The 15612-nt window shown below is 61.0% G+C and carries 16 protein-coding genes and 3 pseudogenes; 11 read left to right on the plus strand and 8 right to left on the minus strand.

The genetic code is table 11. The features are described 5' to 3' along the window. Positions 1-71: 71 nt before the first annotated feature. Positions 72-464, plus strand: coding sequence for a VOC family protein (locus tag RX328_RS28630; RefSeq protein WP_213249897.1), 393 nt, complete (start codon positions 72-74; stop codon positions 462-464). A 92-nt stretch (positions 465-556) separates the two neighbouring features. On the opposite strand, the gene RX328_RS28635 is transcribed toward RX328_RS28630, so the two are convergent. Both RX328_RS28635 and RX328_RS28640 read right to left on the minus strand, forming a co-directional pair. Beyond that, complete coding sequence (locus RX328_RS28635; protein ID WP_213249895.1) at positions 557-703, minus strand: hypothetical protein; 147 nt, start codon at positions 701-703, stop codon at positions 557-559. Then, complete coding sequence (locus RX328_RS28640; protein ID WP_213249893.1) at positions 700-1278, minus strand: class I SAM-dependent methyltransferase; 579 nt, start codon at positions 1276-1278, stop codon at positions 700-702. The genes RX328_RS28635 and RX328_RS28640 overlap by 4 nt, the downstream gene beginning before the upstream one ends. Before the next feature lie 191 nt (positions 1279-1469). On the opposite strand from RX328_RS28640, the gene RX328_RS28645 reads away from it, so the two are divergent. The 3 genes from RX328_RS28645 (at position 1470) to RX328_RS28655 (ending at position 3859) form a co-directional block, all read left to right on the plus strand. Then, positions 1470-1820, plus strand: a complete 351-nt coding sequence (locus RX328_RS28645) for a hypothetical protein (RefSeq protein ID WP_213249891.1) — start codon at positions 1470-1472, stop codon at positions 1818-1820. A gap of 883 nt (positions 1821-2703) precedes the next feature. Then, positions 2704-3168 (plus strand): Rrf2 family transcriptional regulator, encoded by a 465-nt coding sequence (locus tag RX328_RS28650; protein WP_213249889.1) that lies wholly within the window; start codon positions 2704-2706, stop codon positions 3166-3168. Then, positions 3158-3859, plus strand: a complete 702-nt coding sequence (locus RX328_RS28655; RefSeq protein ID WP_213249887.1) for a class I SAM-dependent methyltransferase — start codon at positions 3158-3160, stop codon at positions 3857-3859. The genes RX328_RS28650 and RX328_RS28655 overlap by 11 nt, the downstream gene beginning before the upstream one ends. A 192-nt stretch (positions 3860-4051) precedes the next feature. Here the strand turns inward: RX328_RS28655 and RX328_RS28660 are convergent, their stop codons facing one another. Beyond that, positions 4052-4672, minus strand: a complete 621-nt coding sequence (locus RX328_RS28660; protein ID WP_213249885.1) for a hypothetical protein — start codon at positions 4670-4672, stop codon at positions 4052-4054. A gap of 88 nt (positions 4673-4760) precedes the next feature. Between RX328_RS28660 and RX328_RS28665 the strand changes: the two genes are divergently transcribed. After that, the gene (locus RX328_RS28665) at positions 4761-5219 is read left to right on the plus strand and encodes a DUF3237 domain-containing protein (RefSeq protein WP_213249883.1); all 459 of its coding nucleotides are present in this window, start codon (positions 4761-4763) and stop codon (positions 5217-5219) included. A gap of 470 nt (positions 5220-5689) precedes the next feature. On the opposite strand, the gene RX328_RS28670 is transcribed toward RX328_RS28665, so the two are convergent. Then, positions 5690-6541 carry a helix-turn-helix transcriptional regulator gene (locus RX328_RS28670; RefSeq protein ID WP_213249881.1) on the minus strand — a complete coding sequence of 284 codons (852 nt, stop codon included), beginning with the start codon at positions 6539-6541 and terminating at the stop codon, positions 5690-5692. Positions 6542-6712: 171 nt separating this feature from the next. On the opposite strand from RX328_RS28670, the gene RX328_RS28675 reads away from it, so the two are divergent. Then, positions 6713-7180: a hypothetical protein gene (locus tag RX328_RS28675; RefSeq protein ID WP_213249879.1), complete on the plus strand. Its 468-nt coding sequence runs from the start codon at positions 6713-6715 to the stop codon at positions 7178-7180. A 386-nt stretch (positions 7181-7566) separates the two neighbouring features. On the opposite strand, the pseudogene RX328_RS28680 reads toward RX328_RS28675, so the two are convergent. Beyond that, a pseudogene (locus RX328_RS28680) lies at positions 7567-8617 on the minus strand (alkene reductase). Positions 8618-8731: 114 nt separating this feature from the next. On the opposite strand from RX328_RS28680, the pseudogene RX328_RS28685 reads away from it, so the two are divergent. Further along, positions 8732-9588: pseudogene (locus tag RX328_RS28685) on the plus strand (LysR substrate-binding domain-containing protein). Positions 9589-10087: 499 nt separating this feature from the next. On the opposite strand, the gene RX328_RS28690 reads toward RX328_RS28685, so the two are convergent. Then, positions 10088-10366 (minus strand): hypothetical protein, encoded by a 279-nt coding sequence (locus RX328_RS28690; RefSeq protein ID WP_213249877.1) that lies wholly within the window; start codon positions 10364-10366, stop codon positions 10088-10090. Between the two features lie 205 nt (positions 10367-10571). On the opposite strand from RX328_RS28690, the gene RX328_RS28695 reads away from it, so the two are divergent. Continuing rightward, positions 10572-11051, plus strand: coding sequence for a VOC family protein (locus tag RX328_RS28695; RefSeq protein WP_213249876.1), 480 nt, complete (start codon positions 10572-10574; stop codon positions 11049-11051). 8 nt (positions 11052-11059) lie between these two features. Here RX328_RS28695 and RX328_RS28700 read toward each other — a convergent pair. Further along, positions 11060-12316 (minus strand): annotated as a pseudogene (locus RX328_RS28700) (serine hydrolase domain-containing protein). Positions 12317-12578: 262 nt separating this feature from the next. Here RX328_RS28700 and RX328_RS43870 point away from each other — a divergent pair. Next, entirely contained in the window at positions 12579-12974 is a 396-nt protein-coding gene (locus tag RX328_RS43870; RefSeq protein WP_213249875.1) for a DUF4238 domain-containing protein, read from the plus strand. Between the two features lie 7 nt (positions 12975-12981). Here the strand turns inward: RX328_RS43870 and guaA are convergent, their stop codons facing one another. Beyond that, positions 12982-14577, minus strand: a complete 1596-nt coding sequence (gene guaA / locus RX328_RS28705) for a glutamine-hydrolyzing GMP synthase (RefSeq protein ID WP_213249874.1) — start codon at positions 14575-14577, stop codon at positions 12982-12984. A 153-nt stretch (positions 14578-14730) separates the two neighbouring features. Between guaA and RX328_RS28710 the strand changes: the two genes are divergently transcribed. Then, positions 14731-15105 carry a nuclear transport factor 2 family protein gene (locus RX328_RS28710; RefSeq protein WP_213249873.1) on the plus strand — a complete coding sequence of 125 codons (375 nt, stop codon included), beginning with the start codon at positions 14731-14733 and terminating at the stop codon, positions 15103-15105. A gap of 145 nt (positions 15106-15250) precedes the next feature. Next, a complete protein-coding gene (locus tag RX328_RS28715) occupies positions 15251-15583 on the plus strand; it encodes a DHCW motif cupin fold protein (RefSeq protein WP_213249872.1) in 333 nt (110 codons plus the stop codon). Positions 15584-15612: the final 29 nt, after the last annotated feature.

Raw genomic sequence — 15612 nt, forward strand, 5'->3', positions numbered from 1 at the left:
TACAACCTGCGCGCCAGTTAACCAGTTCCACGTAGGAAAACGATGAAGCTGTTCCAGCCTGGGAGATCGCCATGGCCATCCATTTCAATCATACGATCCTCTCGACCCGCGATAGCAAGGCATCGGCAACATTCCTGGCCGAGATGCTCGGTCTGCCGGCGCCGCGGCGGTGGGGGCCATTTTATATGGTCACCACCGAGAACGGCGCCAATCTCGACTACATGGATGTCGACGGCGACATTGCTCCGCAGCACTATGCATTTCTGACCAGCGAAAGCGAGTTTGACGAGATCTTCGACCGCATCCGGGAACGGCAGCTTACCTACTGGGCCGATCCTGGACAGACGCAACCGGGCAAGATCAACCACCACGACGGTGGGCGTGGCATCTACTTCAAGGAGAAGAACGGACACCTTATTGAAATTATTACCCGCGAGTATGGTAGCGGCGGCTGGAATCCCTGACGGCGCGGCTGCCTGCGCTCTGCCTGCGCGCCAAGCGCTCTTCATAGCGACAGACTTCGAGACCGAAATCATCCGGTCGCGCTTTCATGCCGTCAATCTTGCGGCGCGGTCTTGCGGCCGGCGACGCCCGTCGCGCAGCCAAAGAAGTACTTTGAGAACTTCACCTCTAGGCCGTGGGCGCGCAGCATGGCTGCGATCTCGGCGGCACTGCCGAAGTTGATGCTGTAAGTGCCGATCATCGCAAAATCCTGCGCGCCGCGGAGAAGATACGCTCGATGAGCGGCAAGATCACCCTGAGATGAAACAGGTAGAGCGGCCGAAGCCACCACCCTTTCGGGTCCGACGCCTCGATCATGGAGAAGACGCCTCCGGGTTTCAGCACGCGCGCGATCAAGGCGGCCAGTCGCGCATGCTGCTCGGGGTTGAACGTCTTCAAGCCGAACGTGGAGATGACGAAGTCCGCGCTCTCCGACGGCAGGTCGCTTGCCAGCACGTTATCCTCTATGAATTCGATTCGGTGGTGGGCGTGAAGTCGCGCCATGGCGCGACGATGCATACCGGAGGAGATATCGACGGCGGTGATCGCGCCGATATCGTCGAAGCGCTTCAACAGATGAGGCCAGACCTCGCCGGTTCCTGCCATGAGATCGTAACCGCGAGTGCCGCCCCCTTGAAGCACCGGCATCGCCGCCACGCATTGCTTGCGCCAGCGCTCGGTGAAGCCGAACGAGCAGATCTGGCTGAAGGTAATGTAGCGATCCGAGCAGCGATCGAACACGGCCTTCACGAACTGCGGGTCATAGATATCGCCCATTCCGCCTTATGCCCCCTGCCCCCGATCAATTATCCCGGGCGGCTTTGACCTTACGCCATTGCCACCGGCGAAGAGAGCGTCCCCCATTAAGATTACGCCTTAACCAATAATTAATTATGTCTTTGCGGGCACGAAAGGCTCAGCTTAGCGTTTTGGGAATGCTGCTCAGTAACCTACGATGGATGAGTGCCATGACCTATAGAACGACGTTGATCGCGTCTCTCAGTGCAGTCGCGCTTGTCCTTGCCGCGGGCGAGGCATTTGCCGATCCGGGCGTGGCGCGCGGCGCAGGCGTTGCGCCGTCGCGTCCGGCTTTCCCGGCATTCCCCAAATCGGGGCATCATCACCATCATCACCGGGGAGTAAGCGGTTTCTGGCCGACCGGCGGCGTCGTCTATGGTCTGTCGAATGAGGTCGAGCGACCGGTCGTCGTGGAGACTCCGCCCCTCAAAACATCGGACGATATCCGCTTCACATGCGTGTACGATATCCCCTGGGATTACGTGCATCGATGTCCGCAGTTTAATACGCCTCGGCAGTAAGGTTTGAGGGGGCGTAGGACGCGACAGCCTTGCTAAATCACAAGTCCCTCATGGTGAGGAGCGCGAAGCGCGTCTCGAACCATGAAGGCCCGTCTGTGGCGACGGCGACATCCGATCTGGCGGAATGCCTATTCCGCCTATGACTGATCTACGTTTCAAACAGCATGAGGGTGTGAGTCTGCATTCTCGCGGCGAGAAGCGCCCGAGCTTTGCGTCATCGAAAGACCCTCTGCATGAGTAGAGGGCGCAGGGAAGACCGGGTGCTTGCCGCACCCGCGGTCTCGTGTGCAAAGTGCGCAACAGGAAACGCACACGAGCATACAGGTACAGCGGAAACACTCCGGCCTTCCCTGCGCAATGGCTTTACGGCTTACTTCGTGCTCTTCCCGGAGAACGGCTCTTTTGCCTCCGTCGGCCGTGAGAAGCTTGCCCCTCTCGGACTTAACGCCAGCACCGCGGCGCCCGAACCACACGACTTCGCCATACGCTTCCTGCGCGTACGTCTAGCGCGCATTCAGCGTCCACCGCATTCACCGCACGTTCGTGACGATCGCGAGCACCCCTCATCTTGCCGTGAGACGGGCGGAGTTATGCGGCTGATTTGCCCCTCGTGTTAAGCGGAATATTTTTGTTTCCCGGGCTTGACACGATTTCTGAAAATCAGGATTGACTTGCCTCATGCCGGTTTGTCGCACTCGATGGGCAAACTTCGTCCTTGTGAGCCAACGGGCCGCGCGAATGCGCGCCCGATGACAGGCTCCGCGAAGCCGTCCATAGCGCCGCCGATAGAAAACGTGCCATTCCTCCCATCCCTTCGACGGGATGTCATCCAATCATTTGCCGCAGCTTGACGGGCCGTTAATCATGTAATATCATTAGTTACATGAGAAGAGACAGTCGATTGTCAGGCGTGTTGCACGTACTGCTCCACATGGCCGAGCAGAAAGAGCCGGTGACGTCGGAAGCGCTGGCGAAGGCCATGGATACCAATGCGGTGGTGATACGGCGGCTCATGTCCGGGCTGCGAGATCATGGCCATGTGCGATCGGAGAAAGGACATGGCGGCGGATGGACCCTCGCCCGCGATCTCGCGACGATTTCGCTGCGGGACGTCTATGAGGCGCTCGGCCAACCGTCGCTGTTCGCCGTAGGAAACAGAACAGAATCGCCCGGCTGCCTTGTCGAGCAGGCCGTGAACGCCGCGCTCGACGAGGCATTCGACGATGCGGAGGCGCTGCTGCTGGCGCGTCTGGCAGATGTGACGCTCGCGATGGTGAGCGCCGACTTTCAAAAGCGTCTGGGTGACCGGCGCAACCGTCATCGTCTGGATATTGTTCATGCATCATGATGCGGCAGCCTCAGTATTGCTGGCCCACTTCTCCGATCCCGCGGCGGTGACGCGCTACGCGGAAGGGCCACCACGCTTCGTTCCCGGCTTTGCGGACCTTCACCGCATGAGCCGCATCTTGTTGGCGGAGCAGGCTGCGCAAGACGCGCTTGTGTTGGTGCTCGGCGCCGGTGGCGGCCTAGAACTGAAGGCATTGGCAGAGGCGGAGCATCGCTGGCGTTTCGTTGGCATCGATCCCGCCGCCGAGATGCTGAAGCTGGCCGAGCAGACGCTGGGGCAGTTCAATGCGCGGGTGCAGTTACAGCAGGGCTATATCGATGATGCGCCCGATGGGCCGTTCGATGCCGCCACATGCCTGCTCACGCTGCATTTCCTCGACGTCGACGAACGGCGGCGGACCGCACGGGAAATCCACCGCCGCCTTCGACCCGGCGCGCCCTTTGTGGCCGCCCATTCCAGTTTTCCGCAAGCTGACGGCGAGCGCGCGCGATGGCTATCCCGCTATGCCGCCTATGCGATAGCTTCCGGCGCCGATCCAAACCGGGCCAACAATGCGCGTGCTGCCGTCGAGGCCCACCTGAGCCTGCTCAGCCCGGAACACGACGCGCAAATTCTGCGTGAGGCCGGCTTCAGGGATGTCGAGTTGTTCTACGCCGCGTTTACCTGGCGCGGCTGGGTTGGCTATGCCTGAAGCGGGCACTTGGCAGAAGCGAAGTGCGGACGCCGGTCATCGTAATACAGATTAGAGTGTCACCGTAATTCTTCACCTCATTGATGATCCGCGTCGCGGTCGCGCCGAGGAAGCTCATGTCGAAGGGATAAGTCGAGATGGGTGCGGTGGATTGCGCCCTCCGGCCAATCCACCCAACGCGCTGTGTTCCGGTCAGCCCTCTACAGCGTTCTCATGAACCCCGCTGCCGCGAAGCCCCCAGAGGATCAGCGAAAAGGATATGATTCCCGTCGGGGCGGCTGGGTACATGACGAGTTGGATCAGCATCTCCTGAGCGTCGCTCCCACGAGCGCCGGCCGCCGCGATCGGAATGATCGAACCACCGGCCCCCAAGAGAGCCGCGATCACGAAACCGGCGATCGTTGCAAGCGCGGAATAGATGAGAAACCAGAATGCCAGCCGTGACGGCGTCGATGTGAGCTGCAGCTTCGGCCAGACCTGACCCAAGGCCACAAGCAACACTCCCGTGAATCCGCTGAGCGTGTGAACCGAACGGCCGAGATTTGGTGCGGCGAAATACGGCACCGCAAATCCCTGGAAGCTCGTGAAGAGGAACAAGGCTACGCCGATCTGAATCAGCCGGTGCCCTTGGACGGCCAGTGCTGTCGCGCTCATGCGTTGCTCCTTTTTGTAGCCGTGATGTCGTAATTGGCTATCGCTCTCCACTCCGCGGCGAGGAGCAGATAGGGCTGAAAAGCGGATAGCGAAAGATGGATACCCGCCGATTGGACGTAACGCGAGGACGTGCACGAAACGCGTCTTGATCCCGGACATGTCTGGAACCGAGCCGGGCAGTCCTTCGCCGGGAACGGCACGCCTTCGCCGCCGTTGACCGATGTTACCGAATACGAAGGCCGATCCAATGGCTGGTCTTGAATTCGAGATGACCTATCGTCTGCGCGTGCGCGGTCCGATGCCGGCGACGCAAGGCTCGCCCGTCGGCGAGCACATCTACTGGGAGATGAGCGAGGGCACACTGGAAGGTCCGCGCATCAAGGCGCGTATCGCGATGCCGGGCGGTGACTGGTACCGGCCGGGCGCGGATGGCTTTGGCCGGCCCGATGTTCGCGTCCAATTCATCACAGATGACGACGCGGTTATTCTGCTGCACTACACCGGCCTCGTGCAGATGAATGACGCATTCACCAAGGCCGCCGAGGCGGCCAACACCACGCGCTTTGAAGATCACTACATGCGGATGGCGATGCGCTTCGATGCCGGCGCATCGAAATACGCGTGGCTCAACCAGCATCTGTTTGTGGCCGAGGGCCGTCTCACCGGAAAAAACCAGATCGAGTACCGCATTTACCGCGTCACCTGATTGCTGCGCCTTTGAGAGATTTATCGAGCTCGTCGGGCGGGTTAGCGAAGCGTAACCCGCCGTTCCACCAAATAGTTCTGATGAGACAATGCGGTGGATTATGCCGGAGCCTGTCATCGGGCCGCGCTTCGCGCGGACCCGTTGGGCTGATCCACGAACTGAATCTTCCTCGGCGACTTTCACTTCTGCTCAGGAGCCCATACGGGATCGACCGGCACCTCGGAGATCGAAAAAGATCAACTCCTAAAGCAGGTCAGCGAACGCGTAACCCGCCATCACGAACACAGCTCAATGAAGGTGAAGGCCTGCGCATCGTCAATCCGTTTCGGGGGTTAGCTCGTTAGCCGACAGCGCAGCGCATTGCGCCGCCCGGCACCCGATTGACGGAATACGCTGCGCTATTCCGCCCTACCGGCTGAGTTTAGTGCACTAACACCGCAATTCTATTCTGCAATGTCCTGCGAGCCGTGTCAGGCTACCAAGTCGCGAATAAGCGAGCCGTTACCGCTGGGCGTGATGTTTGGCGGGGGCTGCTCCTGCACCATGCTTTTTGTGACCTCAATAGTCCTGGCATCGGCTGGGAAGAGCATTTCCAACGCGAGCTCAGCCAGTGTCACATCATTGGGTGTGCCGAAAACGGTCACGGTATTCAGGAATGCCACCGTGCCCAGGCGTGTAGCGATACGAAGTGGTGTTGCCAGACGCTGCGAAGCCTCCAAGCCTCCGGAGGGCTCGGAATTGGGCGGAACAGGGTAGGCCGCTATTTCTGCATGCAATCTCTGAATAACCGGATCGGCCCGCGTGTCGATCTGTTGGCGAAGGACGCTCAGAGAGTGCGCGCGCCATTCCACGAAATTCAGGATGCGCGGACCCATTCCGGACGGATGCAGGAGGAGACGCATGGCGTTGACCGGGGTGCGCAAGAGCTCCGCCGAACAGCCTTCGTAAAGCTGTGGAAGCGCCGCATTCGACAGTATCACGTTCCAGTGCCGATCGACCGCGAAGGCCGGGTACGGCCGATGAGCCATCAGCACACGATCAATGGCGCTCTTTGCCGCCTCCAATTCCGTGAGCGCGCGCTCCTCGAAGGCGGGGGCAAAGCCCGCGGCGAGAAGCAGCTTGTTCTGATCGCGAAGCGGCAGATCCAAATGTTCGGCAAGTCGCAGGATCATTTCACGACTGGGCTGCGACCTGCCGGTCTCAAGACAGGACAGATGCCTGGTCGAGCTCTCCGCTGCGTGCGCGAGATCGGCCTGCGTCATACGGCGCCGCTCGCGCCAACGCCGGAGAAGGATGCCGAAAGGGAGCTGATAGGCACTCATTGCGCGAGCCTAGCGCCCGAACCGGCTGTTCTCAATGACCTCAGAGGTCAAGTTGGCTGCGCAGAACTGCTGTTTTTTGACCTGTGGGGTCATCGATTTCGGCCGACGCTCACGCGAATGCTGGCGCGGGGCTTTGGTTCGAACTGAAACCGCGAAACTTCGAGGTGGAACATGCCCAGGATTGATTACTACCTGCTCGCATTTCTGATGAGCGCAGTGCTTGCGATCCCTGCTCTCGCTCAGAACGCCAGATCGCCAATTGGAGAAAAAGCGATGCTCGACCCACAGACGCTAGCCGATCGATACGTTGCCGTATGGAATGAAGCCGACGAGCAGCGAAGGCGCGACGCCATATCAGCGCTTTGGGTGCCAAATGGCCAACACTTCGTCGAAGGCCGGCAGGCCCGGGGCTATGACGAGCTGGAGAAGCGGGTCCGGGGATCCCATGAAAGAAATGTCAGGGATAACGGCAACCGATTTCGCGCGGCGCCCGGAGCCCGCCGTCTGCACGACGTCATGACGTTCCATTGGGAGATGCTATCCGCCAATGGTGACACAGTCCTAGTCAGGGGATTGGAGTTTCTGATCATCGACGACGAAGGCCGGATCATCATCGATTATCAGTTCTTCCCGGCTTAGGGCATGATCCGGAAAGACAGAGCGGGATGACTATTCGAAGAAAAACCATCCCGCTCTGGTCACGCCCCCTACTCCCACTCTATCGTCCCCGGCGGCTGTGAGCCGTTGTCAGCCATTGCCGGTCTGGCTGGCAACTGCCAAAAAGTACCGTCACCCTGATCCTACCAGATCTGCACGCGATGCGTGATTTACGATTTCACGCACCCCACCTCGTCGCTCCCTTCGCCCGGTGAGTTAGGTTAAATGGCGGGGTTGGGCCGGTAGCGGACTGACAGGTTTCGAGAACTGAGACCATGAAAGCTGCCGACACGAGACAGCCTTGTGAGAACGGCGGCTATTCAGTACGAGCCCACCCGCTGGAGCTGGACGACAGGCAGCCGCGAACCTCAGGCGCTCAGGGCTGGATAATCGATGTAGCCCTGTGCGGCGCCGCCGAAGTAGGTGTTGTGGTCTGCCTCGTTCATCGCTGTATTGGCCTTCAGCCGCACAACGAAGTCCGGATTGGCCAGGACCATCTGGCCATAGGCTTCGAGATCGGCCAGCCCCGAGGCCACGTCGGCGCCGATCTGGTCGCGCGGACGACCCGGCCAGCGATTGGTGCCAGAGCTTGCGAATATCGGCCAGCAACGGCTCGTTGCCCTGGTGCATGATGTGCGCATACGCGAGCCCGAGCTTGTCGAGTTCGGCGACGAGATAGCGGTAGAGGTCCGGTCCTTCGGCGCCTTCGTCGATTCCCCATATCGTCGTGCCGGGGGACAGGCGGATCGCGGCGCGGTCCGCGCCGATCTCCTCGGCGATCGCCGTGGCGACCTCGATGGCGAAGCGGGCGCGGTTCTCGATGGAGCCGCCATATTCGTCCGTGCGCGTGTTGGCGCTCGGCGCGAAGAACTGCTGGACGAGATAGGCGTTCGCGCCGTGAATCTCGACGCCGTCGGCGCCGGCCTCGATCGCTGAGCGGGCCGCATGGCGGAAATCGGCGACGGTCTGGCGCACCTCTTCGGTCGTCAGCGTGCGCGGCGTGGGAATGTCCTGCATCCCGGTCGCCGTGAACATGCCCGTCCCCGGCGCGATCACGGACGGCGCGACCGCCTGGCGATGATGCGGCGTGTTGTCGGGATGCGACATGCGCCCGGCGTGCATGAGCTGGATGAAGATGTGGCCGCCTTTGTCGTGCACGGCGGACGTGACCTTCCGCCAGCCGGCGACGTGTGCGGGAGTGTAGATGCCCGGGGTGGTGAGGTAGCCCTGCCCGTCATCCGAGGGCTGGGTGCCTTCGGTGACGATCAGGCCAACACCAGCGCGCTGAGCATAATATTCGTCCGCCAGCTCTCCCGGCGTACCGTCGAAGCCGGCGCGACTGCGGGTCATCGGCGCCATGACCAGCCGGTTGGGAAGCATGTAGCGGCCAACGCGGGCCGGGGTGAACAGTGGATTCATTGGGGCTCTCCATTCGTTGGAGTCCTTGTCCACTATTCCGATCTCGGGATAAATCCGGCAGAATTGAAATCATCTTTCCATCTATGGAGCAATCAGTTAAGCCATTTGAACGACATGGCGCTGTTCGTGGAGGTGGCCAGAGCCAGGAGCTTCCGGAAGGCCGCAGAGGCTCTCGGCATGCCAAACTCCACTCTGTCGCGACGTATCAGCGAGTTGGAGAAGGCGATCGGCCTGAGGCTGCTGCATCGCACGACACGCAAGATCGAGCTCACAGCGCCCGGCCAGCTCTATTATGAACGAAGCAAGCGAATCGTCGACGAGGCACGGCTCGCGCACGAACAACTCGGCGCGATGCTTGAACAGCCGAGCGGGGTCCTGCGGGTTTCGCTCCCGGTCGACTTCGCCACGCTTTATCTCACGCCGATCATCGCCGACTTCGCGCGGCACTATCCCGGCATCACGTTCGAATTCGACCTGACCCCACGCCGTGTCGATTTGGTGGCCGAGCCGTTCGATGTGGCGATCCGCATCGGCAAACTGGAAGATTCCAGCCTGATCGCGCGCCTGATCGGGCGGCATTCGCGTCATCTCTATGCGTCTCCTGGCTATATCGAAGCGTCAGGCGAGTCCGCGACACCGGCGGACCTGGCGGAGCATGAATGCATCTGCATGCCGAAGGTCACGACCTGGACTCTGCACCAGGGGACGAACAAGGTCGATGTCGGCGTTAGCGGCCGCTTCACGCTCAACAGTGTAGGGATGACCCGCGCCCTGGCGGTCAACGACCAGGGCATCGCCCTGCTTGCCGAGAAGATCGTCGCCGACGATCTCCCTCTGGCCGGCTCAGGCGTGTCCTGCCCGAATGGCAGGGGTCGTCGGTCAGTATTCATGCCGTGACCGAAACACGCCTTATTCCAGCCAAGACCCAGCGCTTCATCGAATTCCTGTCCTCCAGGCTGATGGAAGCTTGAACATGCCGGCGGCACGCATCGCCAATCGTTTCGCGGTGGATAGATCGTGGCGCTCAATGACGGTGCGCCGCGCCGATCGTGGCTGATTGGCGAATACGCTGCGCTATCCCACTCTATGACTGATCTACGTTTCAAACAGCACGAGGGTGTGAGTCCGCATTCTCGCGGCGAGAAGCGCCCGAGCTTTGCGTCATCCAAAGCCCTCTGAATCATTAGAGGGCGCAGGGAAGACCGGGTGCTTGCTGCACCCGCGGTCTCGCGTGCGATTTGCGCAAACAAAACTGCACACGAGCATACAGGGCAGCGGGAGCATTCCGGCCTTCCCTGCGCAATGGCTTTACGGCTTACTTCGTGCTCTTCCCGGAGAACGGCTCTTTTGCCTCCGTCGCCTGCGCTTCTTATCGCAAGCTTAACGCCAGCACCGCGGCGCCCGAACCACACGACTTCGCCGTACGCGTCCGGCGCGTACGTCTAGCGCGCCATCAGCGTCCAGCGCATCTCACCGCACGTTCGTGACGATCGCGAAGCGCCCCTCATCTGCCGTGAGACGGGCGGAGTTATGCGACTGATTTGGGTGAGAACGAAAGCAGAATATTTTTGATTCCCATTGATTCTTGGGCTTGACACGATTTCTGAAAATCAGAAGTGATTTGCCCGGCGAAAGCGCAGGATCATACCCAAGGGTGCCAAGGATCCGTCGTCCAGCCACTTCCAAAACAGCATAAAGACGATAAAGGTGATCGAAAACGCCGCCGCAGATGCAAGCAGGCAATTTCAAGACCTTTCATTTACCCTTCCACCCATCGCAAGGCTGCTTGCCACGCCCGGCTGCGTGTATCCAATCATTGCCGCAACCGCTGGCCAATCAACGATTTGAGGAGATTTCGCGAGGTTGCAAAAAACTTTCGGGGGGTGTCGGAACGCAGCCTGTTTGGACGTCCTTTGCCCTGAAACGGGAATTATCCCATTCAAGGAGAGCAACGATGAGCAAGAACACGATCTGCCTGTGGTACAACCACGACGCGGAAGAGGCGGCCAATTTCTACGCGAAGACATTTCCCGACAGCCGCGTCGACTCGATTCTCAAGGCACCATCGAACTTTCCCGGCGGCAAGGCCGGCCAGGTGCTGACGGTGCAGTTCACCGTGTGCGGCATCCCCTGCATCGGTCTCAACGGCGGCGACTTCTTCAAGCATAGCGAAGCCTTTTCGTTCCAGATCGCCACCGACAACCAGGAAGAGACCGACCGCTACTGGAACGCGATCATCGGCAATGGCGGCACGGAAAGCGCCTGCGGCTGGTGCAAGGACAAATGGGGCGTGTCATGGCAGATCACGCCGCGCGTGCTGACCGACGCGATGGCCAAGGGCGGCGACGTCGCCAAGCGCGCGTTCGAAGCGATGATGCCGATGGGGAAGATCGACGTGGCGAAGATCGAGGCGGCGGTGCGCGGCGACCCGTAGGGCGGGTGTTAGCCGCCCGCCATCAAATCTTTCGCCAGCGCCATGTAAGCCGGCAGCGTCACGGGATCGTTGGCGGCGTTGCCGGCGGCCGGATGCGAGGCATAGCGGGCGATCACCATCTCGGCCTTCGGATCGATATAGATGCCCTGCCCGTGAACGCCGCGTGCCATGAAGGCACCGTGCGCGTTATGCGTCACCCACCACTGGTTCCGGTACGAGGCGCCGGGCAATGTGGTGTAGCCGGCCGGCTTGAATTTTTCGGGATCGCCGCCGCGCGCGATGTCCTCGACGACTTGAGACGGCACGATCTGGCGGCCATTGAAGCGACCGTGATTGCGGATCGTCTCGCCGAAGCGGGCGAGATCGCGCAACGTCGTCGAAAGCCCGCCGCCGCCGCTTTCGGTGCCGATGCGGTCGACATGGTAATGCGCGTCCTCTTCCGAACCCATCGGAATCCAGATCCGCTCCGATAGGAGATCGGACAGCGTCATGCCGCTCGCCCGCCGGCAGATCCAGGCCAGCACGTCGGAATTGACGGTCTTGTAGGCGAAGGCCTTGCCGTGCTCGCCCTGCTTGCGCTGCGCACACAGGAAATCGAAATATTGGTCGCGCCCTCATAGCCCGGCTCGATCGGCGCCATGCCGTTCGCCCGCCGCAACCCAAACACGCCGGAATTCTTGTCGGTATAGACCTCGGTGTATTCGAGGCCCGTGGTCATATCCATCGCCTCATGCACGCGCGCATCACCGAACGCTGGCCTTAAGCTCCGGCACATAGTCGGTGATCGGCGCCTGCGGATCGAGCTTCCCCTCCGCGACCAGAATGCCGGCGAGCGTGCCGGTGAACGATTTGGTGACCGACATCGCGATGTGCGGCTTGTGCGGCTTCAGCGCACCGAAATAGCGTTCGTAGATCAATTTGCCCCGGTGCAGCACGGCGATGCCGTCGGCATAGGTTTCCTCAAGCATGCGCGCGAACGTCATCGGCCGTCCGTCCATCGTTACCGAAGCGGACGCGCCGATATCATGCTCCTCGCGCGGCAGCACCGACGCGGGCCCTGCCCCGCGCCAGACATTCACGGTCGGCACTAGTTGGCGGATATTGCTCCACGCCCAGCGGAGTTCGGGAAAGCTGCGGAACGAGCCGTTCTGGAAGGTGATGGTCTTGTCCGGCGGCGGGGGAAAGCCTTGCATCCAGCCGAACGTTTCCGGATCGGTTTCGGCGGCGGTCAGGGTGGGCTGGCTGGAGGCGGTCGCGACGGACATGAAGGCTGACTCCGGAGGGATGATTGCGAAGTCGTAACATGGTGGCGCGCAATACGCAGGCGGCGTTTTCAGCAGGGGAGATCGGCGCCGCGAGCAGAGTTGTAGCCCGCATGAGCGAAGCGATATGCGGGGGAGCGGTCCCGGGTGTCGCTGCCCTCACCCGGGCTACGCTTGCTTATAGCTTGCATGAGACAGGCGCGTCAGAGGTTGTGCCGTTAAATTCAAGCAACTAATCTCTACCGTCTCTAAAAATGAGTCGGCTATGGTAAGCGAGGAGGAGCAGAAGCTCCCCAAGCATCACTACATTCCCGTCCTTTACCTAAAGCAGTGGGCAAAGGCCGGTGGACGCTTCACGGAATTCAGCCGCCCACCTGGACGCTCGGTAGTGGAGCCTCGAGGCACAGGTCCAAAGGGCACGGGCTTTCGACGAGGACTGTATCGACTAAAGGGAGTCTCTGAGCAATCATATCTTCAAGGTGAAATTCGGGGTTGGCGCAAGTCTCCCAGGCAAAAGGAATATGTTGAAGGTCAAGTTGCCAAGACCGCGTTCGGAATCGACTTCCAATTCAGGCCTAATGGCAACCCCGTTCCATGGCGGGGTGATGCGACTGGCGAGAAAGGTTATCGTTGGGCCGAACTTCCGCCCTCCGCACCCTGACGACCCCCTACTCCCACTCAATCGTCCCCGGTGGCTTGCTCGTTACGTCGTACACCACCCTATTCACCCCCTTCACCTCGTTGATGATCCGCGTCGCGGTGGCGCCGAGGAAGCTCATGTCGAAGGGATAGAAGTCGGCAGTCATGCCGTCGGTGGAGGTCACGGCGCGGAGACCCACGACGTATTCGTAGGTGCGGCCGTCGCCCATGACGCCGACGGTTTTCACCGGCAGCAGCACCGCGAAGGCTTGCCAGATCTTGTCGTAGAGGCCGGCTTTGCGGATCTGGTCGATATAGACCGCGTCCGCGTTGCGAAGGATGTCGAGCTTCTCTTTGGTGATGTCGCCGGGACAACGGATCGCGAGACCCGGCCCGGGGAACGGGTGGCGGCCGACAAAGATTTCGGGGAGGCCGAGTTCGCGCCCGAGCACGCGGACCTCGTCCTTGAACAGTTCGCGCAATGGCTCGACCAGCTTCATGTTCATGCGCGCCGGCAAGCCGCCGACATTGTGGTGCGACTTGATCGTCACCGACGGGCCGCCGGTGAAGGAGACGCTCTCGATCACGTCGGGATATAGCGTGCCCTGCGCCAAAAATTCGGCGCCGCCGATTTTCTTGGCTTCCTGCTCGAACACGTCGATGAACAGGCGGCCGATCGTCTTGCGCTTCGCCTCGGGATCACTGACGCCTTTGAGCTCACCAAGGAAAAGCTTTGAGGCATCAACGTGCACCAGTGGGATATTGTAGTGATGGCGGAACAGGTCGACCACCGTCTCGGCTTCGTTGAGCCGCAGCAGGCCGTGGTTGACGAACACGCAGGTGAGCTGATCGCCGATCGCCTCGTGGATCAGCACCGCGGCGACCGCGGAATCGACCCCGCCGGACAGGCCGCAGATCACTCTGCCCTTGCCGACTTGCGCTCGAATCTTTTCGATCGCCTCCTCGCGGAAGGCGCGCATGGTCCAGTCGCCGGTGAAGCCTGCGACCTTGCGGACGAAATTGCGCAGCAGCTTGGCGCCGTCGGGCGTATGCACCACTTCGGGGTGGAACATCAGGCCGTAATATTTGCGCTTCTCGTCCTGGATCACCGCAAACGGCGCGTTCGGCGAGACGGCGGCGACGGTAAAACCCGGCGGCATTTTGGTGATGCGGTCGCCATGGCTCATCCACACCGGATGGCGTTCGCCCATCGCCCAGGTGTCGTCGAACAATTTGCTCGCGGTCTTCACCTCGACATCGGCGCGGCCGAACTCGCGGTGATGGCCGCCTTCGACCTCGCCGCCGAGCTGGGCGGCGAGCGTCATCTGGCCGTAGCAGATGCCGAGCACGGGAACACCGGAATCGAAGATCAGTTGCGGCGCGCGGGGCGAGCCTTCTTCGTGCACCGACTCCGGCCCGCCGGAGAGGATCACCGCCTTCGGCTTCATCTCCTTGAAGGCGGCTTCGGCCTTCTGGAACGGCACGATTTCGGAATAGACGCCCTCCTCGCGCACCCGGCGGGCGATCAGTTGCGTCACCTGACTGCCGAAGTCGACAATCAGAATCTTGTCATGCGCCGAGGCCACCGAGGGCGTCGACTCGCGGGCTTTCTGTGCTGCTGTCATGGACAGGAATTACGCGACGGGGCGCGGCCTCGCAACCGCGGCAAAGGGCTGACCCACATTCTTTCTGGGCCATGGACAAATCGATATTGGGTAAGTATTATTGACCTAATTTGCGCCGACTGCCGACGGCAAATCGGAAGCAAAGGAGGAAACATGCAACGCCAGCATTACGCGGCGTCCGATCTGGCCGCGCTCGGCCGGGAATGGATCGCGGCCTGGAACTCGCACGACCTCGAGCGCATCCTCGCGCTCTATGCCGAGGATGCCGAGATGACTTCCGACCGCATCCAGGCGCTCGGGCTTGCGGCCAGTGGCACGCTGCGCGGCAAGGACAAGCTTCGGATGTACTGGAGCAAGGCGCTCCAGTTGCTGCCCAACCTGCATTTCGACCTGATCGACACGTATGTGAGCCCCGACAGCGTGGTGGTGTTTTACCAGAACGAGCGCGGCGCGCAGATCTGCGAATATCTGCGGCTCGATGCGAATGGAAAGATCAGGCAGGGTTCGGCCAACCATCTGGCGCATTGACGCCGATCGCATCGACCACAGCCGTCATTGCGAGCGAAGCGAAGCAATCCATATCGCCACACGCTGAAAGAATGGATTGCTTCGTCGCTAACGCTCCTCGCAATGACGGGGAGAGATTTACGCCTTCTTGCCACAGGTATCCCGCATGAAAATCCCCACCCTGCCCTTCACCGTCACCGACTGGAGCCAGATGCCCGCGACCACGCATCCCGGCGAAACGGGCGAAGCGCGCTGGCGCACGCTCAACATCGGTGATCTCCGCGTTCGGATTGTGGAGTACTCGCCGGGCTACCTCGCCGACCACTGGTGCGACCGTGGCCATGTGCTCTATGTGCTGGAAGGCGAGCTCGATACCGAATTGCGCGACGGACGCACGTTCAAGCTTCGTGCAGGGATGAGCTATCAGGTCTCGGATTTCGGCGACGCCGCGCATCGCTCGTCGACAAAGACCGGGGCGAAGTTGTTCATTGTGGATTGATGATCTCACCCCCGTCATTGCGAGGAGCG

It is taken from the genome of Bradyrhizobium sp. sBnM-33 (assembly GCF_032917945.1).
GTDB lineage: Bacteria > Pseudomonadota > Alphaproteobacteria > Rhizobiales > Xanthobacteraceae > Bradyrhizobium.